This window comes from Phyllobacterium sp. K27 (assembly GCF_054796155.1).
Genome location: NZ_CM139240.1, coordinates 1,390,339 through 1,413,205, shown reverse-complemented (window position 1 = coordinate 1,413,205; position 22,867 = coordinate 1,390,339). Strand labels below are relative to the sequence as shown.

The 22,867-nt window shown below is 50.8% G+C and carries 25 protein-coding genes and 1 tRNA gene; 16 read left to right on the top strand and 10 right to left on the bottom strand.

Annotated elements, in window-relative coordinates; all coding sequences use genetic code 11:
* Positions 1 to 24: 24 nt before the first annotated feature.
* Both ACYJL1_RS06840 and ACYJL1_RS06835 read right to left on the bottom strand, forming a co-directional pair.
* Positions 25 to 1,149, bottom strand: a complete 1,125-nt coding sequence (locus ACYJL1_RS06840) for a DegT/DnrJ/EryC1/StrS family aminotransferase (protein WP_460897960.1) — start codon at positions 1,147 to 1,149, stop codon at positions 25 to 27.
* Between the two features lie 166 nt (positions 1,150 to 1,315).
* Entirely contained in the window at positions 1,316 to 2,278 is a 963-nt protein-coding gene (locus ACYJL1_RS06835) for a Gfo/Idh/MocA family protein (protein WP_460897959.1), read from the bottom strand.
* Positions 2,279 to 2,632: 354 nt separating this feature from the next.
* Between ACYJL1_RS06835 and ACYJL1_RS06830 the strand changes: the two genes are divergently transcribed.
* The 4 genes from ACYJL1_RS06830 to ACYJL1_RS06815 all read left to right on the top strand — a co-directional run bounded on the left by ACYJL1_RS06830 (position 2,633) and on the right by ACYJL1_RS06815 (position 4,631).
* Positions 2,633 to 2,709: transfer RNA gene (locus ACYJL1_RS06830), tRNA-Met, on the top strand.
* A gap of 221 nt (positions 2,710 to 2,930) precedes the next feature.
* A complete protein-coding gene (locus ACYJL1_RS06825; protein ID WP_460897630.1) occupies positions 2,931 to 3,632 on the top strand; it encodes a class I SAM-dependent methyltransferase in 702 nt (233 codons plus the stop codon).
* Positions 3,633 to 3,780: 148 nt separating this feature from the next.
* On the top strand, positions 3,781 to 4,185 hold the full coding sequence (locus ACYJL1_RS06820) for a lysozyme inhibitor LprI family protein (RefSeq protein WP_460897629.1): 405 nt from the start codon (positions 3,781 to 3,783) through the stop codon (positions 4,183 to 4,185).
* Positions 4,186 to 4,256: 71 nt separating this feature from the next.
* On the top strand, positions 4,257 to 4,631 hold the full coding sequence (locus ACYJL1_RS06815; RefSeq protein WP_460897628.1) for a VOC family protein: 375 nt from the start codon (positions 4,257 to 4,259) through the stop codon (positions 4,629 to 4,631).
* A gap of 63 nt (positions 4,632 to 4,694) precedes the next feature.
* Here ACYJL1_RS06815 and ACYJL1_RS06810 read toward each other — a convergent pair whose 3' ends face one another.
* Positions 4,695 to 5,306 (bottom strand): PRC-barrel domain-containing protein, encoded by a 612-nt coding sequence (locus ACYJL1_RS06810; RefSeq protein WP_460897627.1) that lies wholly within the window; start codon positions 5,304 to 5,306, stop codon positions 4,695 to 4,697.
* A gap of 449 nt (positions 5,307 to 5,755) precedes the next feature.
* Here ACYJL1_RS06810 and ACYJL1_RS06805 point away from each other — a divergent pair, with 449 nt between their 5' ends.
* The 5 genes from ACYJL1_RS06805 (at position 5,756) to ACYJL1_RS06785 (ending at position 10,425) form a co-directional block, all read left to right on the top strand.
* On the top strand, positions 5,756 to 6,601 hold the full coding sequence (locus ACYJL1_RS06805) for a WcbI family polysaccharide biosynthesis putative acetyltransferase (RefSeq protein WP_460897626.1): 846 nt from the start codon (positions 5,756 to 5,758) through the stop codon (positions 6,599 to 6,601).
* Positions 6,598 to 7,653 (top strand): GSCFA domain-containing protein, encoded by a 1,056-nt coding sequence (locus tag ACYJL1_RS06800; protein ID WP_460897625.1) that lies wholly within the window; start codon positions 6,598 to 6,600, stop codon positions 7,651 to 7,653. Before ACYJL1_RS06805 ends, ACYJL1_RS06800 begins: the two co-directional genes overlap by 4 nt.
* 21 nt (positions 7,654 to 7,674) lie before the next feature.
* Complete coding sequence (locus ACYJL1_RS06795) at positions 7,675 to 8,532, top strand: WcbI family polysaccharide biosynthesis putative acetyltransferase (RefSeq protein ID WP_460897624.1); 858 nt, start codon at positions 7,675 to 7,677, stop codon at positions 8,530 to 8,532.
* 82 nt (positions 8,533 to 8,614) lie between these two features.
* Positions 8,615 to 9,373: a class I SAM-dependent methyltransferase gene (locus ACYJL1_RS06790; protein WP_460897623.1), complete on the top strand. Its 759-nt coding sequence runs from the start codon at positions 8,615 to 8,617 to the stop codon at positions 9,371 to 9,373.
* A 44-nt stretch (positions 9,374 to 9,417) separates the two neighbouring features.
* Complete coding sequence (locus ACYJL1_RS06785) at positions 9,418 to 10,425, top strand: FkbM family methyltransferase (protein WP_460897622.1); 1,008 nt, start codon at positions 9,418 to 9,420, stop codon at positions 10,423 to 10,425.
* Positions 10,426 to 10,439: 14 nt separating this feature from the next.
* Here ACYJL1_RS06785 and ACYJL1_RS06780 read toward each other — a convergent pair whose 3' ends face one another.
* Positions 10,440 to 11,927, bottom strand: a complete 1,488-nt coding sequence (locus tag ACYJL1_RS06780) for a carboxypeptidase M32 (protein ID WP_460897621.1) — start codon at positions 11,925 to 11,927, stop codon at positions 10,440 to 10,442.
* A gap of 221 nt (positions 11,928 to 12,148) precedes the next feature.
* Between ACYJL1_RS06780 and ACYJL1_RS06775 the strand changes: the two genes are divergently transcribed.
* The 4 genes from ACYJL1_RS06775 to ACYJL1_RS06760 all read left to right on the top strand — a co-directional run bounded on the left by ACYJL1_RS06775 (position 12,149) and on the right by ACYJL1_RS06760 (position 15,224).
* On the top strand, positions 12,149 to 13,075 hold the full coding sequence (locus ACYJL1_RS06775; RefSeq protein ID WP_460897620.1) for a Gfo/Idh/MocA family protein: 927 nt from the start codon (positions 12,149 to 12,151) through the stop codon (positions 13,073 to 13,075).
* A 77-nt stretch (positions 13,076 to 13,152) separates the two neighbouring features.
* Complete coding sequence (locus ACYJL1_RS06770; RefSeq protein ID WP_460897619.1) at positions 13,153 to 13,506, top strand: hypothetical protein; 354 nt, start codon at positions 13,153 to 13,155, stop codon at positions 13,504 to 13,506.
* Positions 13,472 to 14,581: a glycosyltransferase family 2 protein gene (locus ACYJL1_RS06765; protein ID WP_460897618.1), complete on the top strand. Its 1,110-nt coding sequence runs from the start codon at positions 13,472 to 13,474 to the stop codon at positions 14,579 to 14,581. Before ACYJL1_RS06770 ends, ACYJL1_RS06765 begins: the two co-directional genes overlap by 35 nt.
* A 10-nt stretch (positions 14,582 to 14,591) precedes the next feature.
* Entirely contained in the window at positions 14,592 to 15,224 is a 633-nt protein-coding gene (locus ACYJL1_RS06760) for a LysE family translocator (protein WP_460897617.1), read from the top strand.
* A gap of 88 nt (positions 15,225 to 15,312) precedes the next feature.
* On the opposite strand, the gene ACYJL1_RS06755 is transcribed toward ACYJL1_RS06760, so the two are convergent.
* The 5 genes from ACYJL1_RS06755 to ACYJL1_RS06735 form a co-directional block, all read right to left on the bottom strand.
* Positions 15,313 to 16,392, bottom strand: a complete 1,080-nt coding sequence (locus tag ACYJL1_RS06755) for a Tim44 domain-containing protein (protein WP_460897616.1) — start codon at positions 16,390 to 16,392, stop codon at positions 15,313 to 15,315.
* Between the two features lie 145 nt (positions 16,393 to 16,537).
* On the bottom strand, positions 16,538 to 17,206 hold the full coding sequence (locus ACYJL1_RS06750) for an HAD family hydrolase (protein WP_460897615.1): 669 nt from the start codon (positions 17,204 to 17,206) through the stop codon (positions 16,538 to 16,540).
* 99 nt (positions 17,207 to 17,305) lie between these two features.
* On the bottom strand, positions 17,306 to 18,079 hold the full coding sequence (locus tag ACYJL1_RS06745; RefSeq protein WP_460897614.1) for a molybdopterin-binding protein: 774 nt from the start codon (positions 18,077 to 18,079) through the stop codon (positions 17,306 to 17,308).
* Positions 18,076 to 18,948 carry a cytochrome b/b6 domain-containing protein gene (locus ACYJL1_RS06740; RefSeq protein ID WP_460897613.1) on the bottom strand — a complete coding sequence of 291 codons (873 nt, stop codon included), beginning with the start codon at positions 18,946 to 18,948 and terminating at the stop codon, positions 18,076 to 18,078. Before ACYJL1_RS06740 ends, ACYJL1_RS06745 begins: the two co-directional genes overlap by 4 nt.
* A 93-nt stretch (positions 18,949 to 19,041) precedes the next feature.
* The gene (locus ACYJL1_RS06735; protein ID WP_460897612.1) at positions 19,042 to 19,329 is read right to left on the bottom strand and encodes a pentapeptide MXKDX repeat protein; all 288 of its coding nucleotides are present in this window, start codon (positions 19,327 to 19,329) and stop codon (positions 19,042 to 19,044) included.
* Between the two features lie 250 nt (positions 19,330 to 19,579).
* On the opposite strand from ACYJL1_RS06735, the gene ACYJL1_RS06730 reads away from it, so the two are divergent.
* Complete coding sequence (locus ACYJL1_RS06730) at positions 19,580 to 20,134, top strand: sigma-70 family RNA polymerase sigma factor (protein ID WP_460897611.1); 555 nt, start codon at positions 19,580 to 19,582, stop codon at positions 20,132 to 20,134.
* Positions 20,121 to 20,762 (top strand): NrsF family protein, encoded by a 642-nt coding sequence (locus ACYJL1_RS06725; RefSeq protein ID WP_460897610.1) that lies wholly within the window; start codon positions 20,121 to 20,123, stop codon positions 20,760 to 20,762. Before ACYJL1_RS06730 ends, ACYJL1_RS06725 begins: the two co-directional genes overlap by 14 nt.
* 6 nt (positions 20,763 to 20,768) lie before the next feature.
* On the opposite strand, the gene ACYJL1_RS06720 is transcribed toward ACYJL1_RS06725, so the two are convergent.
* Complete coding sequence (locus ACYJL1_RS06720; protein WP_460897609.1) at positions 20,769 to 21,878, bottom strand: Gfo/Idh/MocA family protein; 1,110 nt, start codon at positions 21,876 to 21,878, stop codon at positions 20,769 to 20,771.
* 125 nt (positions 21,879 to 22,003) lie between these two features.
* Here ACYJL1_RS06720 and ACYJL1_RS06715 point away from each other — a divergent pair, with 125 nt between their 5' ends.
* On the top strand, positions 22,004 to 22,846 hold the full coding sequence (locus ACYJL1_RS06715) for a MurR/RpiR family transcriptional regulator (RefSeq protein WP_460897608.1): 843 nt from the start codon (positions 22,004 to 22,006) through the stop codon (positions 22,844 to 22,846).
* Positions 22,847 to 22,867: the final 21 nt, after the last annotated feature.

Below are 22,867 nucleotides of genomic sequence, written 5' to 3'. Positions count from 1 at the left end.
CATATTGAAAGAAAATTGGGGCCCTCAGGCCCCTTTTTCATGAAAATCGCGGATCGTCCCGATAATCCTGTCTTGATCATCCGTGCTGAGATAGGGATGCATTGGCAAGCAAAGTATATTCTTCGGCAAAGTTTCCGAGACGGAAAGCCCGCCAGGTGCGCGGCCATAATGCTTATATGCGTCCTGCAAATGCAGTGGCTTCACATAATAAATGACAGACGGAATGCCATTGGCTTGTAGATGAGCTTTCAATGCATCGCGATTACCTATCTCGATAGCATATTGTGCCCAGGCTGAACGCGAGCCTTCCGGCATAAGGGCTACTTTGGCAATATCTTTCAGGCCTGCAGCATAGCGCTTGGCAACGATTTGCCGTGTTTCCATCTCGTCTTCAAGAATTGCCAGCTTTTCAATGAGGATTGCCGCCTGAATCGTATCCAGACGCGAATTCAGGCCGATGCGCACATTGTCATACTGCGTTTCGCCCTTACCGTGGAAAAGCACGGAACGCATGATCTCGGCAAGCTCACCATTATTGGTAAACATCGCACCGCCATCGCCGTAACAGCCAAGTGGCTTTGCCGGGTAGAAGCTCGTTGCGCCAACGTCACCAAATGCACCGCACATGGCATTGTCTCGCTTGCCGCCAATGGATTGCGCAGCATCCTCAATAATGAACAGACCTTCTTTGGCGGCGATGGCAGAAAGCGAGGTGTAATCCGCAGCCAGACCAAAAAGGTCAACAGGGATAACTGCTTTCGGCTGCAAACGACCCTCCGCACGGACCGCATCAACAGCTGCCTGCAACTGTTGAACATTAATATTGTAGGTGTCGGGATCGACATCGATAAATACTGGTTCTGCACCAACCAGCGCAACAACTTCGGCGGTCGCTGCAAAGGTAAAGCTGGGAACAAATACCGCATCACCGGGCCCAATGCCCTTAGCCATTAACGGAATTTGCAGTGCATCCGTACCGTTGGCGCAGGCAACCACGTGTTCGACGCCTACATATTCCGCAAGACGTTTCTCAAACTCACTCACTTCCGGACCGAGAATATACTTGCCTTCGCGCACCACTTTGGCGATAGCCGCGTCAAGTTTGCTGCTAATCCGTTCACGCTGTGCGCCGAGATCGATGAACTGCATCATTGCTCCATAAAAGTTTCCCGCGGAATCATTGCGGGCAATATTTTGGCAACTCTTTAAAAGGGCAGATGAAGGACCGCCAGATGTTGCCGTTCAAAGTTTGCCTCTTCTTGTAACAAGGCGTGGGCCTTGTAACAACCGTAGAGCCTCCCGGGGCAAGAAAGGGTTAACTGGCCTTGTTGTGCGCGACAGTACCTGCTGTCAGGATACGCAAGACGCGAACCGCCTCTTCACCATCGGTTTTGGGCTCTTCACGCGTTTCGATACTGTGTATGAAACTTTGGCACTCGCGTGTCAGCGGCATCCCTTGCGCAACCTTGATATAGGTTGGCTCTTCTGTCGTCGAAGCCCACTGGCCATTATCCTGCCAGATCGAATGTTTGTAGACGGCCAGTTTGCGGTCCCACGGCTCCATATCGTCAAAAACGGCCATAGCCTTGGTCCCGACCACCGTGAGGCGACGCTCGCGATAGGGATTGAGCCGCGAGGCAAATAGATGCCCCCGCACATTATTTGGGAATCGCAGATGAAGATGGGCGAAATCACTCAGGTGATCCAAAACCGCTGCACCCTCGCCTCGCACTTCCAATGGTTCTGTACCGGTGATTGCAAGAATCATCGATAAGTCGTGCGGTGCGAGATCCCATAGCGCATCATTTTCGGTATGAAATTTGCCAAGGCCAAGCCGATGCGAATGGATATAGCGAACATCACCGAGATCACCGACATTGATCAATTCCAGCAGCTTCTCAAAGGCCGGATGAAAACGAAGGACATGTCCAACCATGAATATGCGGCCATTATCGCGGGCAGCCTTCACGGCAGCCTCCGCATCAGGCACAGTCAGGGCAATCGGCTTTTCAACAAGAACGTCTTTACCGTTGTTTACAGCGCGTATCGCAGCTGCAGCATGAAACTGTGGTGGCAGCGCCATAACGATGGCATCAACGTCCGGATGAGTAAAAAGGTCTTCGACCTCAATATGTAATACTCCCTGCTCGGCAGCAAAGCCCGCAGCGCGATCGCTATTTTGATCAGCCACGGCATAAAGCGCGCCGAGGCTTTTCAAAGTGCGGATATGATTGCTGCCCCAATAACCACAACCGAGCACTGCAATTCGTGGAGCCATCTTTTCAGCCTTGTTCATGTCCGCATGCAATATCCGGAGCAACTAGCGAACACAAGTGTTGCAAACGTGGCCATTCAAGAATTCACCCTATACAGTGGACAAGTATGGTAAATATTCTTGTGCCCTACCACCAAAGGAACACGGCTGGATAGTTTTCCTGGCTTTTTATAGACGTTAACCGTCGTGAATCGGTTCTCGGGCAATTTCTGAACTCGCAAGTAGAGAAGATTGCTTGACAGGCCCATCCCACCCACATATATCCGCCCACGTCCCTGTCGCCCGTCTTCGGCGAATGACAGTGTGTTTCCAGGTCAGCTTTATGAGGCAGCCATTTACGGATCGCAAGACACATGGGGCGAAGTAGCTCAGTAGGTTAGAGCAGAGGAATCATAATCCTTGTGTCGGGGGTTCGAATCCCTCCTTCGCTACCATTTCTTTCAACATAACGATTCCTTTTAATTTTCCGCGATGCCGAAGGCTTGGCGTAACCGGAATCGTTTCATGCGGACCTTTTTGGCGCGATCTGTATTGTTGACCTGTACTATTGCTCCTACGTTTCTCTGAAATTACATATTTTCAGGGGGACGAGTTCATCGACACTCCAGTAGAAAATGACACCGACCCAGTCGGGACTGCGTTGAAGGATGTTTGGATGAACATCCACGGTTGGGTAGGCAACCGAATACCGCATATTCTGAAGCTTATCAGGGAAATTCAGTTCGAAGATGACGTTGTCGGCGACATAATAGAAATCGGTGTGCATCACGGCAAACTATTTTTCCTGATGGCTTCAACAGCAAGGCCAGATGAGAAATGCATTGCCATTGACCTCTTCGACGATCAGGAAAAGAACCTTGATCATAGCGGCAAAGGTTCGTTGTCGATGTTCAACCAACATCTCGACAACTATTTTTCGCACCTGAAACGGCAGGTCACGGCAATTTCCGCTGACAGCTTGTCATTTACACCAGCAACCATTCGACAGCGGCTAGAAAGTACTGGTGCGCGGCTTTTCTCGGTCGACGGCGGCCATAATGTGAAGCACGTAGTCAACGATATGGCACTCGCCCAGGAAATGATCGTGCCTGGTGGTGTCATCTTGCTTGACGATTTCCTTGGACCGCACTGGCCCAGTGTTTCGGAAGGTTTCTTTGAGTACATGCGTGTAGCAAACCGACGTCTTGCACCGTTTCTGATTTTTCAGAACAAACTTTTTCTGACCACCTATTCAGAACACCCTCAAATGCTGATTAAATTCCGCAAGCTGATTGATCGCGATGTAGGGCGTGAGATTCATACCAACAAATGGCGCTATGCACAGATTGGAGAACATAGCGTGCTTTGTTTCGCCTAGGCTATAATCAGGGCGCACCAAGTGCATTAATCTTAATGTCGAATAATTTATCCGCTCCATTGCCTTTCATGGAAAGAACAAGTTGGCTTTCAGATTGATAGCGTCGATGAATTTACATTCTGACCAATTATTCAATAGGAGAGAAGCAATGAAAGCTCTACTTTTGGCATCGGCTATATTTCTCGGAGGAGTTTCGCTCGCTCATTCTCAGCAAAGCTGTGGCGATAAGACAAATCAAACAGATATGAATATCTGTGCCGGACAAGCTTATTCCAAAGCTGATAGAGAGCTTAATTCTGTCTACAAGCAAATTGCAGGAAGATTGAAGGATGATCCGGCAACCACAAAACTGTTGGTGACCGCACAAAAGGCTTGGATTGCGTTTCGAGACGGCGAATGCAATTTCTCAAGCTCGACTGTGCAAGGTGGCTCAGCATATCCATTTGTCTCAAGTTCTTGCCTTCATGATAAAACCGCATCCCGTATTGAGGACTTGAAAGCATACCTCAAATGCGCGGATGGAGACTTGGATTGCCCTGTTCCTGCAAAATAGCCAGAGGCATCTACTGATATGAAGGTTAGGATTATCGGCTTGATGCGCAGATATCCACATAAGGAGAACGCATGTTTGACCACGTCAAGTTCGGAGTTGGCGACTATGCTGCGAGCAAAACGTTTTATCTTAAAGCGCTAAAACCGCTGGGCGTAGCTGTTGTCGCCGAGGGACAGCCAACATACGGTATAGAACTTAGCACGGAGGGCAAGGCTTCGTTGTGCCTGTACCAAACTGAAGAGAAGCCGGCACATCTCCACTTGGCATTCACGGCGAAAAATCGTCAGGAAGTGGAAGCTTTCTATCGCGCGGCTCTGGAGGCTGGAGGCAAAGACAATGGTGCGCCCGGTCTGCGCCCGCACTACCACGCGAACTACTATGCAGCCTTTATTATTGATCCCGACGGACACAACATTGAAGCGGTTTGTCACGAACCAGAGGCATAAAGCCCGGCATAGCCAATACCGGGCTTCTCATTAAGCTCCAAAACATCGAACTGCCTGCCATAATTATTGGGCGGGAGCCGGTGTGGTCGTAGCGGGCGTATCCATCGGAGCAGGTGCCGCAGGTGCGGTGTCACCAGACGATTGGTTCTTCGCTTCGTTGGCTTTCATGGGATCCGCAACGCCGTCGGTAAAATTATCCCCGATCTCAAATGCAGGGGCTGCGTTCAGCTTGTCCTTCGTTGTCTCGACAACGATCCAGGTATTTTTATCTTCTCGAACCGACAATTTGAGCTGGTCGGCGGGCAAAGCAACATTCTTGGCACCGATCCCAAGGAAGCCGCCAACACCTATCACTGCAGCCTTGACGCTACCGTCCGGACCAACAATCAGATCAGCGACCTTACCAATCGATTCTGCGTCATCGGCATCACCGTTGTATACATTCTTGCCGATCAACCCGGAGGCAAGAAGCTCCCCCTCTTCCACTGCTGTGAAAGCTGTGGTCTCGGCGGGAGCAGCATCTGTTCCTGCTGCATTCTTGAAAAGTGGATTGGTTTCCACTTTCATGGGGGCCATTGTCTCTGTGGTCGGCGCAGGTGTCGAAGTGCCTTGGGCAAATGCAACGCCTGATAGCATACCCAGGGCCGCAGTTGACGCGATGAGTGTTCTCAACATTTTACGTCCTCCATATCTTGCAATGGAACATGTGCTTTTTACTGTTCCAACATGGTGAGGAACATCGATTGCGGTACTTTGGTTCCCAAATAATTACTTGCTACGATTATGCTGACAGCAGATTCGCTGCTCAATAAAAGCCATTGTCCATCAATGAGAGCTTATCGGACACCCATTAGGCATACCCCCGCCGATGTCAGCAGCGGGCATTTACCAAGACTTCAAATGATCACCTGCAATGGTCGCATTGTGATGCAGTGAGACGCAATCTGTATAGATTTATAGCTCTTCAGCAGTCTTATCTATGATAAATGCTGTAAATTGATAATGATTTACAGTTGTTTATGTGCATTTCCAATGAGCTTGATAGGCAATGGATTCATTCCGCATCCATCTAGAATAGCGTTGTGTAACAGTCACTTTGAAGAGAGTGTCCCTTGGAAAAATGGTTGCTAATTTCGAACCACAATACATATGGGCTGGCAAACTCCTTAAAGCTTCTCAGTAACAGTTTCAGCCTGGACTGTTTCGACGTCTTTGAACTCATGAAAAACCTGGAAAAGCACAAGGAAACCATGCCGGGATATGACAGGGTTATTATCAATCCTGCTATTCAATTCGTGGAGTATGACTTCTCCCTTCTGAAGAACGTCAGCAAGATTCCTGGTATTGATTTCGACGCCTATCATCCAGACCTTTGTTATCTTGTTGCTGACGGACAGCGCATCTACGGACCAACAGCCTACTATCATTCCATGCTCGTTTTTGCGGCCTTTGAAGCAGGCTATAGTGTCGAAAAGACGGAACGGTTGTTTCGGCGGGAAATATTCGAACACTGCGGATTTCTTTCTCGATGGGAGCCGGAACGGGACCGGCTTATGAAAGTTTTTTCATTCTTCAATCTCGATATAGCAGCGCCTTTCCGATCATGGTCTCGCGGCGAATCCTTTATGTACGGCCTTGGCCATCCGAAGGCCCGGCCAATTCATGATGTTGCGAGAGTCTTCCTTGAATCGATCGGCATTGAGACAAACAAATCTGACCTGGTACCTCACGATACTTTAATCGACGGCATATGCCTCCCAGTCTACCCGGAAATTGCGGAAACATTCGGCTTTCGCGGATCGCGTATGTTCAAGGTTCTGGGCGAGTACCGGTTGATGTCGCTGGAAGAATTCATTCAAAAAAGTTTTGAAGTCTATTCCAAGTGGGCGCCGGGTGAAGTTGCAGCCGAACATTTCTTTGCTGACCGATACAACCACGTCAAAAATATCATAGCAGAGGCGGACAAATGACCAACCCCTACGTCGGAATTAAGGATTACCAGTTATGGCGTCGTTCGGTCGCGCGAGTGGAAACACACCTCTTTGATCCGGTTGTAAATCCCCGATACAAAATCGACAGCGCAATGAAAATTGCTACAGCCGGAAGCTGTTTCGCCCAACATATTTCGCGTCAGATGCAGCGGATCGGTTTTCATTATCTGATTACAGAATCCGGTGAATATTTATCTCCTCAGGAGCGTATTCGCCGTAATTTCGGGGTGTTTTCCGCCCGCTACGGAAATCTCTATACTGCCCGTCAGCTATTGCAACTTTTCGAAGAAGTCTTCGAAGGCAGAACGCCGCTGGAAACCGCTTGGCAGCGTAAAGATGGGAAGTTCGTCGACCCGTTTCGTCCATTGATTGAACCGGACGGCTACGAGACAGAAGAAGCCGTCAGGGAAGCGCGCCTTGCGCATCTTGAAGCGGTTAAATCTGTCTTTCTCGATTCAGATGTTTTCGTCTTCACACTCGGCCTGACGGAGGCATGGCGATCGAGATCCGATGGTTCTGTCTTTCCGCTGGCACCTGGCGTCAGCGCTGGCGCTTACGATCCTGAAAAATATGAGTTCATCAACTTCAACGTTTCTGACGTTGATGTGGATATGACTCTTTTTCTGCAAAAGCTGAAAGTAGTCAATCCTCACGTTAAGGTGCTTCTCACCGTCTCTCCAGTGCCATTGGTCGCTACTTATGAGGACCGAAGTGTCCTTGTTTCCACTACCTATAGTAAATCCGTTTTACGGGTCGTAGCCGAACAGATGTTGGCGCGTTTTGATTGGGTTGATTATTTTCCATCCTACGAGATCATAACCGGCAGCTATGCAGGCGGGCTATATTATGAGGACGATCATCGGGAAGTGAACTCAATCGGCGTAGCGCATGCCATGCGATGTTTCGTCAAAAATTATGTATCCCAACCGGCAGACGAAAAGAGCACGGCCAATACAATGCTGCCTCTTCCCGAAGCGCCCCAACCCAATGTCATTTGCGATGAACGCGAGATCGAGATGATGCGCCCGTGATCCCGAGGTAGAGATTCTGACATGGAAAATTGGCTACTCGTTTCCAATTGCAATACTTTCGGACTTGCAAACTCACTGCGATTACTCACCAACGGCATCAAGATTGAACACGCCGATTATTGGTCGTTCCGCAACAAACTTGATGAGTATAAACAAACATTGTCCCAATATGCCAAAGTTATCATTCACCCCGATATTAATGGCCTTGCTTATGATTTTTCGACTTTCGATAATCTCAGCAAGATACCTTCTATAAAGTTTGACGCCTATCATCCGGATCTTTGTACTGTTATCGCACGGGGAGCAATGCTGGACAGCCCGCTCGGGTCATTTCATTCAATGATTGTCCTGGCCGCATATCAAGCGGGCTACGATGTTCAAACCACTCGAGGTTTTTTTCGCCGGGACGTATATGAAAGATGCGGTTACTTCGCACGATGGAACACAGAACGAGATCAGCTTTTGAAAACCTTCGAGGATCACGGGCTTGATATTTCTGGAAAATTCAGGGTGTGGTCGCGCGGCGATTGTTTCATGTACGGCATCAACCACTCCAAAGCACGCCCCATACACGATATTGCGCAACTATATCTGGAAAAATGCGGCATCGAACCCAATTACACTGATCTGATACCGTCAGATGTTATGACCGCAGGTGCATGTTATCCAGTCTATCCGGAGATCGCAGAAGTTTTTGGTGTCAGGGGTTCCTATATGTTCAAGGTACCGCAGGAATATAGGCAAATTTCTCTTGAACAGTTCATCGAGCAGAGCTTTGGAATCTACTCCCGATTGGCTCCAGATCCCTTTCTCCCCGAACTTCACTACACCAACCGTCATAACTTGGTAAAATCGGCTCTGATGGAGGATCAACATTGATCGGCAAGTACTTCTCTATATCCTAAAAGAAATCTTGGAATGTTCATTATTGAATAAGTAGAGTGAATTGAGGGGGAGCTCCATGCGTGATACAAATGAAGATTGGGAAAAGCTGGCACAAGACAATGCCTATTGGGCCGTACTTACAGAAGACCAGTTCAAATCGAAAAAACTAACCAAAAAGAATGCAAATGAATTCTTTGCTACGGGCCGCGCTGATATCGCCAATTTGACGGCCCTTATCAAAAGTCTCGTCCCGGAATTCAAGGTCCCAACTGAATCGATCATCGATTTTGGTTGCGGCGTAGGAAGGCTGCTCATTCCTCTCGCCGAGCAGGCACAAAGCGCCATTGGTATCGATATCTCCGAAACAATGCGAAATATTGCTCTGAAAAACTGCACTGAACGCGGGCTGAAAAATGTGCGATGCGTTGAGTCTCCAGAGGTTCTTGTCAAGGAAGGCGTCAAGGTCGATTGGTTAAACAGCTATATTGTCCTGCAGCACATTGAACCGCGCCGCGGCTATTTTATCATCAACGATCTATTGCAATGCGTGAAAAGCGGGGGCGTCGCTTCGCTGCACGTTCCTTTGTTCAAGACAGCAAACCGCACTGAATATTACAATGATCGAATGATGTATTTCCGCAATGACTACTATAAAAATGAGACAGTTTTCATCGACAGGGACAATTATGGTCACCCTGACATCCAGATGTACGATTACGATGCAAATACGGTGATGGCGCTCTTTCATAAGAACCAGATGACCGATGTTCACCTGCTTCATGATCGTTCGACGACAGGAATTCACGCTTATTACTTCATAGCCCGGCGAGCCTGATCTTGGTCTTTGCCGCTAAAATTCTTGAATAACATGAAGGCAACATGACTGATTTTGGAGATATTCTGAATTGCTATAAGTTTATCCTCGGACGTGAAGCTAACGTCGAGGAGAAACAGATAATCTCCGACAATCTCTCCGCACTTTGCACGATTTCCCTCGAGCAGCATCGGAGAAACTTTTTCGCCTCATCGGAATTTCATCAGCGTCATGCCGAGATTATATTCAACAATTTTGTGCACAAAAGTGTCGAATTGCTGTTCGAGACAGAGAACAATTTCAAGATATATCTTGATCTGCGTCAGTATCACATGACGTTCGGTATCTTCAGTGGCGAGTATGAGAAATTTGACATCGACATTATAAAAGCTGTCACACCGGATGATGGTATTTTCTTCGATGTCGGCGGTAATGTCGGCTATTATTCGCTTTCAGTGGCTACCAAGCCGGGTTTTGTCGGAAAGGTGGTTTCATTTGAACCGCTACCCCATTTATGGAACCTTTTCAGCAAATCCATCATCAAAAACAAGCTTTCGAAAACAATCAAAGTACACAAAATAGCGCTCGCAGATCATCCGGGCACAATGGAACTCAACACAGCGGAGCATACCGTCAATGCCGGTGCAACAAGCCTGATAGCTGGGTCAGGCAATACCACGTCCGAGCGCAGCACAAAGGTGGAGACACTGGATTCGATGGCAAAAGGACTCAAGCCTGATTCCATCAAGGTCGATATTGAGGGCGCTGAGGGACTGTTTTTTGAAGGTGCCACGAAGACGATACCGGCTTCCAATCCCACAATGCTTGTAGAGATCAATCGTGACGTCCTCGCCAATCTGTCAAAGACAACACCGGGCGCAATCTACAACAGGTTGGCGGACTGGAATTATCAGATATGGGAAGTGCTCAATGGGTCGATCAAGCGATTGCCGGACATGCAGGAAATCGATTCTGCTTTTCCGTCAGGACGCGTCGCCAACATTCTCGCAATTCATCCAAGCCGCAAGAAAGAGGTCGCCAGGCAACTGGCCAAGCTATCGCTTAAGCTTTGAAAACAAACCAATATTCAGGAAGCACCATATCTGCGGCGCAGGTGCTCTATGAAGTGACTTGCGTCAAGCTCCTCGCCCGTGGCTCGCTCAAGTAATTCAGGCGTGGACCAGCGTGAGCCTTGCGACCAGATTTTTGCACGGCGCCAGTCGTTGATTTTCGCGAAGTTGCCTTCAGCAAGATCACTATCAGCTGCCGGATAGTCGCGCGTCAGTGCGGCCCATTGCTGCGCTGCCATCATTGCACCGAGCGTGTAGGATGGAAAATAACCAAAAGCGCCCGCGGCCCAATGTACATCCTGCATCGGCCCGTCACCCGGTGTATCGATTGTGGAAAGACCGAGATATTCACGCATTTTCGCGTCCCAGGCCTCTGGAATATCCGTGGTTTCCAATCTGCCCGCTATAATGTCTTCTTCCAACTCGTAACGCAGGATAACATGGAGCGGATAGGTCACCTCATCCGCATCGACGCGGATCAACCCGCGCTCCACATGATGCACATGCGGAAGAATATCTTCCAAAACCCATGTCTCACCAAGATGTTTGGCAATAACTGGCAGTGCCCATCGCCAAAATGCCGGGTTGCGGCCTAGCTGTTTTTCCACGAAAAGGCTTTGGCTCTCATGCATCGCCATGCCGCGGGCTTTGCCCAGCGGCCAATGTGACCATTCTTTTGGCAGATTTTGCTCGTAAAGTGCATGACCAGTCTCATGCAAGACCCCCATGAGCGCTGAAAGAAACTCGCTGCTCCTGTAGCGCGTGGTAATACGCACATCGCTTGGCACACCTCCACAGAACGGGTGATGTGAAACGGAAAGACTGCCATGCGCCAGATCAAAACCGGTAGCCGCCATCATTGCCAGTCCGAGTTCACGCTGCTTCTCGACAGGATAAACGCCAGACAGAGCTTTAAAGGGGCGTTTGGCCACCCTCTCCTCCTGTACAGCCAGTGCCTCGGGAACGAAGTCCTTGAGAAAACCCTTCAACTCCGAAAAAACCGGACCGATACTGGCAATGCGCGCACCTGGATCATGTTGCTCGATCATCGCATCATAGGGCGCAAGCCCCAACACATCTGCACGCAGAGCTGCCTCTTCCCGAGCCAATGCCACAACACCGTCAAGCGCGGGCAGGAAACCAGCCCAATCATTTTTTGCCCGCAGGTCCCGCCATAATTGTTCACAGCGCATCCGCGCATTTGTCTGGCGTTCGACAAATTCAACAGGTAGGCAAGTCAGATTCGTGTAATGGCGCCGAAACTCCCGCACGGCAGCCCGCTGTTCCTCACCCAGCGTTTGTACCTCGGCATCAGCAATCCAATCGGCGATTTCTGGAGCTGTCGCCTGCCTGTGATACATTCCGGCAAGCGCGCCCATTGCCTCGGCGCGTTTTTCACCACCACCCACAGCCATGTGCGTAGCCTCGTCAGCCCCCAGAATTGCCAACGCATGCTCAAGAGCCTCAAGCTTGCGACCAAGATCATCGATTTTCTGGAAGGACATTCTGTTTCCCGCGTAACTGATTCAAGACAATATCGGACAGGACTTCAATTTTTGTTCAAGTGCAAGATTGAACTGATCCATGCAGCCCCCTTCAGCATTCCAGTGATACATAGTTTATCGCGGGGTCCCACTTGCCGCTGCACGAATTTCGCATTACCTCTGCTGAAAAATCAGTACACTTTAATCGTTTGATGCGATGACGGAAAAAGAGGAACGTCGCTATGCCCCCAATCAATCTGGCAATCGTCGGCGTTGGCAAAATTGCCCGGGATCAACACCTGCCTTCCATAGAAGGAAATGCTGACTTCAAGCTTGTGGCAGCAGCAAGCCGTAACGGCACCGTAGACGGCATCCCCAATTTCACGACCATGAAAGCCATGTTCGAGGCACTCCCGGCTATCGACGCCGTATCACTGTGCATGCCGCCGCAATTTCGCTACGCCGCCGCCTATGAAGCCATTTTAGCGGGCAAGCACGTCTTTCTTGAGAAGCCGCCGGGTGCGACACTGAGCGAGGTCGAAAGTCTGGCGTCTTTGGCAAATGAAAAAGGCGTTTCGCTTTTTGCCAGCTGGCACTCCCGCTATGCTCCCGGCGTGGAAGCAGCGAAATCCTTCCTTGGCTCCAATAAGCTCCAAAGCGTTCACATCGTCTGGAAGGAGGATGTCCGGCATTGGCATCCTAATCAGGACTGGATATGGCAGGCTGGTGGCCTCGGCGTTTTCGACCCCGGCATCAATGCCCTCTCCATCCTTACTCACATCATGCCCAACCCGGTATTTATCAGAAGCGCGACACTGGAATTTCCAGAGAATCGGCAAGCGCCGATTGCGGCCGATCTGAAGATGACCAGCGCTAACGGGACCCCAGTCCATGTGGAGCTTGACTGGCGTCAGACCGGCAAGCAGACATGGGATATTATTGCAGAGACTTCCGCAGGCCAGATGGTCCTTATGGATGGCGGGTCGAAGCTTATCATTGATGGTAAGGCGATTTCATTGCCAGCTGAGGCGGAATATCCCGAACTCTACCGTCGTTTTGCTGATCTGGTTAAGAACAAACAATCGGATGTCGACATTGCGCCTTTGCGCCATGTGGCCGATGCGTTTTTGACAGGTGAGCGCATCTTTGTCGAACCCTTCCACGATTGAGGCACAAGGATTCCGCGACAAGCGCAATTTTGATGTATAAGGCATGCATTATCTGCTGAATATAATGAAAGCTCCTGATGGAACCGACCGAACCGGAACAGATTGACGAAGATGCAAACTGGGAAGCCTTGACCAATTTCATCGAGGAATCAGGTATTAATATCGACCGCGGCCAGCGTTGCCGTTTTGATGCATTGGTCTCGTTCCGCAGCGACAGGAATGTAGACGAGCAGACGCGCGTTCATATCAGCTTGCGCGATGATGATGTCTCGGCAATTCGCTTCAGTGAAGCAGGCCAGCTTAACCCGGTCTTTGTCCATACGGAATTCCGTATGACCTCTTCCATTATCAAGTTCGAGAATAGCGAACTCAAGATCATGGGTACGTCGCCAAAGGTTGGGCGTTACAAAGTGCGCATACTGCCTAATTAGAACACGATCGACCCTGAGGGGATCTCATATGAGTCCAAAAAAATATCCTGTCCAGAACGTCGCTGTCTGGCAGGAACTCAGGCGAGTCTCAATATTCCGCACGTTAAAAACACATCTGCGTCATGCTAAAATGACTCTTTCTAATCTGGGCAAGCGCCCGGATTCAAAATTGATAAAACATTCGGGACCAATGACGCCGCTGGTTGAAGATGACCTTCCACTTATCTGCGTCGTCAGAAATGTCAACAATTATATAAGGTCATTCCTCCGCCATTATCGTGAGCTTGGCGTTACGCGATTCATATTTGTTGATGATCAGTCGGATGATGGAACGCGAGACGTTCTTGCCAACGCCGCCGACGTTGATCTTTATATGTCGCAGCTAGATTATAAGAATACAGCGCGTGGAGCTTATTGGCGTGACGATCTCATTGACATGTACGGCCGCGACCGTTGGTATCTGTCCCTTGATGCGGACGAGTTTTTAGTTTTTCCCGGATCGGAAACCGGCGCTGTCAGGAAATTTATAAGCGCATTGGAAATGTCAGGTTTCAATCGCTGCCTTGCGGTTATGATTGATACTTATCCGCCGGGCCCACTCAATGCAGTGGAATTCGACGATGAAGGAAAAGACTGGCCTTTTGCGGTCTCATCCAGTTTTGACAGTGATGGTTATACGATCAATCACGAGCAATTTGGTACCGCGATAAGAGGAGGACCACGGCGGCGTTTATTTGGAAGCAATATTCGATTGTCCAAATTTCCGCTGTTTCGCGCGGATCGTGCTGTGGATTATCGACGGGGCAGCATTCATGGACTTGGGCCGTGCATCAATAATTTTGTTCCTGTGACAGCAGTTCTCTTGCACTATCGTTTTTCGGCCCACTCGATTGGAGAATTTCAGAAAATCATTGAGGTAGGTGGGCATGCTGGTGGAGGGGCGCATTATAGCGCCATCCTGAATTCACCCAATTTCTCGGAGAGCTTTTCTCTCGCCTATGAGGGCACAATTACCTATAAAGACAGCCAAGATTTGGTCGAGCGCGGCTACATGATGGACCTGCGCATAAAGTGAAAGTTCGCCCATGCCGCCTCTGGAAACTTTCATAGCCTTTCTGGCAACAACTGCAATCTTCGCTTTTATCCCTGGCCCCGCAATGCTTTATGCAGCTGCACAGACAATAGCCCGAGGACGCTGGTCAGGCCTTATGGCATCACTCGGCATTCATCTTGGCGGGTATGTTCATGTTGTCGCAGCAGCAGCAGGTTTGTCGGTACTTTTCCATGCCGTACCGCTGCTCTACATGCTGGTTAAGTTTGCTGGCGCGATCTATTTGATCTGGCTGGGGATTTCACTCTTTCGCACCAAGACACACGGCGGAATCGACTCGGCTCACGTTAAACAGAAGTCCGGCAAACGTGCATTTTATGAAAGTGTAACAGTAGAGGTTCTCAATCCGAAAACGGCAATTTTCTTTCTTGCGTTCTTACCCCAGTTCATTGATCCATCGGCTGCGTTTCCTGTTTGGGTGCAGTTCATTCTCCTTGGAACAATCGTCAACATGGTATTCTCATCGGCGGATCTGTTGTGCGTATTTCTCGCGGGTGCAATGCTCGCCCGGTTACAGCGGTCGAACCGCGCTCAAAGGCTTATGCAGCGTGCTGGCGGTGCAATGCTTGTGGGTCTTGGCACGCATCTGGCTTTGCAAAAAAGCTGAGCCAGCATCCAAAAATCTTGCTTGGCAAAAAGGTACGGCGCGGCCCCATATAGCAAATGGAGCCGCGCCGCATTTGGTCCGAATTTGATCAGGCAGCGTCTTGAATGGCCGCAAGCTTCCATTCATTGCCGCCCTCACGCACAAACGTCCAGATCTCAGTGATCAGGCTCGGCTCGCCTTCATCGCCATTGACAACTCGGCCCGTGTTGCGGTCAAGCATAGCATCGATGCTGGAATAGCGCAGTGCAGCAGTTGCATAGTGCCGATCGCCTTCTGCCCATGCTTCCGCAATGTCACTTTGGACGAGCTTGACGTCAGTCACACTGTTGCGCAGCCCATCTGTTGCATTCTGGCCCAATTCTTCAGCCAGGTATGACATGGCTTCCGGCGTGGTGATCTTGCGTAAGGTCGCATAGTCTTCTTTGCCATAGGCTGTCTGGACTTCGGTCAGCAAGGATTCAAAACGATCAAGGTCGTTCTGGGTCAGACCAATTTCATCTTCCGGAACCAGTTTTCCCGGCTGTTGCTTGGCATAACTGGCACCACCACTGGCAGCAGCGCTCGCCGAACCGAAACCACTGGTAGAACTACTTTGCTTTGATCCCGACCCGATGGTCGGAACACGCATCGACGAAGATGACGCTGGCTGGTCGTTAAATGCATTTCGGCCAAATGCCTGCCCTGCAACACCGGCAGGAGCCATCGAAGATGTCTGGCGAGAACGGAAAAAGCGCAAGGCCAGCATGGCAATACCAGCGATTAGGGCAATCTGGATCAGCATACCGAACAATCCGGCCATTCCGCCAAAACCGTTTCCAAGAAAGGCTCCGATAAGGCCGCCAACCAGCAGACCGCCAATCAGCGAGCGACCCATTCCGCCGAACAATCCACCAGGCCGCTGCTGTTGTGCAGCTTGTGTCTGTGCTGCACCGGGCTGCGCCTGCTGCCGCGGCGTCATCGTGCGTTCGATAGGCGCTGCATTGGTCGGCGCAGTACGCGTCGGTGCCGGTGCAGCGAAAGTCCGCGACCCACGGCTGCCAAATCCGCCGCCGCCACGACGTGCGTCAGCCTCATAGACTGCGCTAAAGCTGACAGCCAGTCCGATAACGAGTATCGCGGCAATCTTACTAAGGGTGGTCCAACTGAGCTTGAATAGTACCAGCGGCATGCAAATCTCCTCACTATGCGTCACGTGACGTCCGCGCTACATATGGGGGAATATTGCAAGGATTAAAAGGACAACCAGCAAATTGTATCGAAGGGATATCAATCAATTCTCCGTTTGTCCTTCAAGGCTGTAAAAATCTCTCCGATCAGCCGCGCTTAACAATGGATAATCTTCCGCCCACATCAATCTGCAACACCACATTCTCGTAATCGGCTATAGTCGCGTGCGTGGTTTCGACTGGATGCTTGTGGGTAGCCGTAATCACCATAACATCGGCTTTGGCGGCATCTCCAGCCAAGATGCCGGGAATAGCGTCCTCAAAGACCAGGCAATCTGGGGCATCAACGCCCAACTTGCGCGCACCCAACAGATAGCAATCCGGATTCGGCTTGCCGATCTTGACATCTTCGGCTGTCACAAGCGTACGCGGCACAGGAATACCCGCCGCCGCAAGGCGTCGTTTCGCCAACTCAAGCGGCGAGGACGTCACGATGGCCCATTTTTCAGGTGGCAAGCTTTCAAGAAAGGCCGCCGCTCCCCGAAGCGCCATCACCCCTTCTACGTCGTTTATTTCATCTTCCGTTATCTTGGCAGCCTCAACCTCAGGATCAACGCCAGGCAAGCCTAAACGACGGATGGTATCAATTGCCCGGACACCATGCATGGTGGGCATGAATGCCGCTACATCAAGCCCATGAGATTCGGCCCATTTACTCCATACGCGCTCTGCCGCCACGGTGGAATTGAGAATGGTACCATCCATGTCAAAGAGGAAGGCTGCATAGCTTTTATCGAAGGCGGAGGCTGTGGACACGAAAATCTCTCTCTAGCAGATTGTTTCGCCTCTTATGTCAGATGAACCGGATGCAGCAAAGACTGGTATCAATTTTTTGACGAGCCACATCGTGCGCCCTCAAATACCGGCATACCACTCATAACCTCGATCTTCCCAGAACCCGCCTTTGCCGGAGCCGATATTCTTGAAACTGTCTACAAGCTCAATCCGCATAAGATATTTTGCATGTTTGTACCCCAGTTGGCGCTCGACACGCATCCGCAAGGGCGCACCATGAGCAATCTCAAGATCTTTGCCGTTCATGCTGTAGGAAAGGATCGTTTGTGGATGCCACGCATCCACCAGATCGATACTTTCATAATAGAGGCCGCTGCCGTCGAGTGATTGCTCATAATCATCCGCACAATAGAACACCGCATAACGCGCTCCTGGCGCGAGACCGACCTGCTCCAAAACCAGCCCAAGCGGAACGCCGGTCCATTTGCCAATCGCGCTCCAACCCTCGACGCAATCATGGCGGGTAATTTGTGTGCGCGCTGGCATGGCTTTCAACTCTGCCATTGAAAAGCTCTTGGCCGTCTTGACCATGCCACCGACCTCAAGTCGCCAATTGGCAAAATTATTGTCGATAAGTTGCTTATAGATATCTGTTTCAGGCAGCTGCGTTCCATTGGCCTTGAACACCGGTGATAAATCTGCCTCGCTATATTCACGGGCCAATTGCTGACCACCCAAAAGCAGACGTTGAGCATTCATCGAAAGCCACTCGCCCTTTTCAAGAACAGAATTGACGGTTGGGCTTCGTACCAGCGCATCACAGCCTGTCAAAATGCCTGTCGCCGCAATGCCTGAACCAATCAGGAAACGGCGTCGTGTCAGATCGACGCTCATTTGGTTGTCTCCTTATCTGCTTCGGGCTTCAAAGCGTAATAGCCGGTTATCATTGAGCGCATATTGTTCCAGACGCCGGATAAGAGAACCATGGCGATGTGTACAAGTACAAAGACAACGACCAGCGTGGCCGCGATGAAGTGAATTGTTCGGGCCGACTGGCGACCACTAAACACATCCAGCAGCCAAGGAAAGATTGCATTGAAGCCAGGAGACATGGTGAGACCCGTCAGCACCATCAAAGGAAGTAAAATAAACCCCACCCCGATATAGGCAAGTTTCTGCAATGAATTATAACGTCGGGCCTTTTCCCCCTTTGGGAAGCGCAGACGTGCATGATCAGCAATCTCGTGAGCGAGATGCTTCGGTGTCAACTCCGCTTTTGTAGGCAGGAGATCGCGACGGAAATGCCGCGAGACAAGTCCGTAAATCATATAGACGAAGCCATTGATCACGAAGAACCAGGCAAAAAAGAAATGCCAACGCCTTCCGGTAGCAAGGTCTTGATAGCTCGGGATTGTCGCCCATGCCGGAAAAGCACGTGGTGTCAATTCTCCATTCACCTTCGACGCGCCCAGCACTCCCGTGGTCGTAAATTGAAATGGTCCAATGCTCGTAACGCCTTTCATGCTGTCTCCATCAGCATAGGCCTCAATGGAGACAAATGCCGGATCAGGCAAAGCATCGGCGCCATATTGCCCCCAATAGAGATGCGGGTGGGCGTTGAATATTTGCAAGCCACTCATCAAAAGAAAGCTGAGACACAAAACGTTCAGCCAATGGGTAACACGCACCGCCAAAGAATGGCGATATACCAAGACTTTCCCCGTTTTTTTGTTCAGCGCTGTGCCGGAAGTGACGCTCGTCATTCAAGTCTCCACGGGCTGTTATTCCAGTGTTTCTTTACTGTGCGACTGCGCCCCTCCCCCAACAGGGGAGAGGACAGGTAGAACTAGTCTATATCAGTTTGCAGCTGGAGCCATTGCGTCGGGCTTTTTCGGTTTCATGGCGTCGCCCTTCATAGCGTCGCCTTTCATCGCATCACCCTTCATCGCATCGGTTTTCATTGCGTCGCCTTTCATCGGGTCAGCCTTCATTGCATCGGGCTGCATTGCATCATGCTTCATCGCATCCTGCTTTTTCACAGGTTCTGCCTTCATGGCATCTTCGGCAGCAGCCAAGTTCACACTGGCAAAACCAGCGGCAAGTGCGAAAGCCGAAAGAGCTATACTACGCGTGAAAACATTCATGGTCATTCTCCTTGGTTTATTCATATACGATAAACGTGCCCGTAAGTTTCGGGATGTGTTTGACACTCACCAATTCCGGCGCTTTGTTGCCAGTCACATCAACCAATACGAACCGGGTGGGTAATTGGTTACAAGGATCACGGATTGGTGATTGGCAGTCGCAAATTTATGCTGGTCTCATTGACGTCCCGCTATCTTGCGTGATGCTGTAACCTTTCTGCCACCCGTGCGAATAAGGAATCAAACCGGAGTGCATTCTGTCGAAACGCAACTGAAAGAATTGATGCTTGCAAGTCTTGCAGGAGATGCGCGCAGCTACGCCATTCTTTTGAATGATGTAGCAAAGCATTTGCGTTTTTATTTTTTGCGGCGACTTTCCGAGGCACATAAGGGTGACGCTGACGATCTTGTGCAGGAGACATTGATGGCACTGCATATCAAACGGGCAACTTATGAGACAGATCGCCCGTTTACCGCCTGGTTGCACGCTATCGCACGATACAAATTGATAGACCATTTCCGCCGTAATAAAATTCGCGCAACGGTGCCTTTGGATACTGCTGAAGACTTGATACCAGCAGATTATTCCGATGCAGCAGCAGACCGGATGGACGTGGAAAGCCTTTTGCAGTCGGTACCGGAGAAATCACGGGAGTTGATTTACCGTACAAAAATTGAGGGGCAATCCATAGCAGAGGTCGCGACAAGCACCGGCCTTTCGGAATCGGCGGTGAAGGTCGGCATACACAGAGGCATCAAGGCGATTGCCGCAAAACTGAAAGGACGTGCACATGGCAACGGATGACTTGATCGCACGTCTCGCGCGCGATCTGAAACCTGTACCCCGCACGAGTGTAGCCAAGCGGCTTGCCGTGGGTCTTGGCCTAGGCTTTGCGGCATCTTGGCTTCTGATGGTATGGTGGCTGGGCATGCGGCCGGATCTTGCGGAAGCCTCTGCCACAATGCCCTTTTGGGGAAAACTCGCCTATACACTTCTTCTCGCAGTTATCGGGGCGTGGGCTGTCAAGCGCATCGCCTATCCGCTTGGCAGCATTGTCATCAATTTGGTTTTGATGGCAGTCGCCCTGTTTGCATTCGGAATATTGGCGGCGGGGATATTCGCTATGGCACCGCCAGAAGCTCAACCGGGCATGCTGACCGGCAGATCGGTCGCAGTGTGCACATTCAATATTGTAGTGCTATCCATGCCGCTGCTGATCGGTGCATTCTGGGTTTTGCGCGGTCTCGCGCCCACCCGCCTGACCATGGCGGGTGCTGCCGCTGGTATCGCGGCTGGTGCAATCGGTTCAGTGATATACTCTTTTCACTGCACGGAAAGTGCCATGCCATTTGTCGCTGTCTGGTATACGCTAGGCGTTTTGATACCCGGCCTCATCGGCGCTGTGGCCGGGCGCTTCTTTCTCAGATGGTAACAGACACTATCTGACATCCACCCAACGTTGATCCTTGAACGAGCGTGCCATGGCATGAACGGTACGCTCGATCTCCAGCCCGTCTGCAAACTCGATCAAATGCGCTGGCTGGCCTTCTATCCGCTTGATCAGTTCATGGCATTCAATGATCTTCAGATCGTTGAAGCCAAGGCCATGGCCCGGGGCAGGAATAAACCGGCCATAGGGCTCGTGATGCGGCGCTGTAAGGATCGTGCGATAGCCCTGCTCCGTTGGACGGTCCGATGTCACGTAAAGCTGAAATTCATTCGCGCGCTCCTGATCGAAGAGGATGGACCCCTTCGACCCGAATATCTGCAATGCGATGCGGCCCTTGCGCCCCCATGCGGAGCGATTCACCTGCAAAGTACCGGCGACCCCGTTTTCCATGTGCATCAGAACACTCGCACTGTCATAGGTTTCGACAGCACGGCTGGTGCCATCTTGTGTCTTGCGGCTTGCATAGGGTTTTGCCATGTCACACATCACACGCGACACACGCCCGAACAGTGTAAACAGCAATGACAAAGGATGTACGGCGAAATCATCAAGCGCTCCATAGCCGGATGATGCTTCGTGCTTCCAGTAGAACAACGCATCGGGATCGGCCATGAAATCCTCATCCATCTCAATGCGCAGATGATTGACCTCACCGATAATCTTTTCATCCAGAAGCTTGCGGATATGGCGGATCGCGGGGCCTTGCGTGTAGTTATAGCCTAGCGCCGCCACTTTTCCTGATTGAGCGGCAGTGGCCGCCATGGCTTCCGCCTCGGCAAAAGCCGGTGCCATCGGCTTCTCGCACCAGACATGCTTGCCAGCCTTAAGGGCTGCAATTGCCATTTCCGGGTGAAACTGGTTTGGCGTAGTGATCGAAACAACATCAACTTGCGGATCATTGATGACTTCGCGCCAATCACCCGATGCGCGACGAAAGCCGAATGGGCTTGCGCGCTCTACGGCAAGATTTTCATTGGCCTCACCAAGATGAACCAAGGATATGTCGGGGCCGTCACCAAAGACAGCGCGCACCGAATTCCACGCCAGAGCGTGGCACTTGCCCATAAAACCCGTTCCAATCAGTCCAATACCCAGCATTGACTCGTCTCCACCGCTTGCGAATAGCGAATGAAATAATCTATAACAAACAAAAATGGAATAACTGATCCACTTTGATATAAATATTTTGCTTTGTAAGATGTGGCCATTAGAGAATGATTCGGATGGGTACTATGGACAATGGAGCGGAGTTGCCGCGGGACTTCGATGCATTGCGTAGCCTGATCCTCGAAAGGCGGGACATACTGCCTAAACGCTTGGCGCAAATTGCCGCCTATGCCCTGAGCAATCCGGACGAGATTGCCTTTGGCACCGCTGCAAGCATCGCCAATACGGCGGGCGTGCAACCTTCAACCCTTATCCGGTTTGCCCAGCATCTGGGATTCGATGGCTTTACCAGCCTGCAGTCTGTCTTTCGCGAACGTCTGCGCGAACGGCAGATTTCTTATGAGGAGCGGCTTTCCGCACTGCATGGCAATACGGATGGCCTCTCGAAAAATCGTGCGATTCTCAACGGCTTTCTTACAGCAGCCAGCCAGTCGATAGAGACAATTTCGCGGCAGCTCGAAGATGATGTATTGGACCGGGCAGTGGATATCCTGGCAGGTGCTGAGACGATTTATCTTCTGGCCCGTCGACGGTCCTATCCGATTACTGCCTATATGGCCTACGCCTTTGGCAAACTCAAAATCCGCAATCAGTTGATTGAATCCACAGCGGGGATTGATCCGGAAATCCTGTCTTTCGCCCGTCCGGCTGATGCCGCCATAGCAATCAGCTTTTCTCCCTACGCGTCAGCAACAATAGAGCATGCCGCCACGCTCGCTGCCCGCAACGTATCCGTCATCGCAATCACTGACAGCGCATTTTCGCCCCTCGCCCAATCGGCAAAAGTCTGGTTCGAAGCAGCAGAGGGTGATTTCTCCGGCTTCCGGTCCCTGTCCGGTACAATGGCACTTGCGATGGCTTTAACTGTCAGCGTTGCGGAGCGGCGGCGCAATCTCTGAGCCTTCAGAATATCAAAAAGA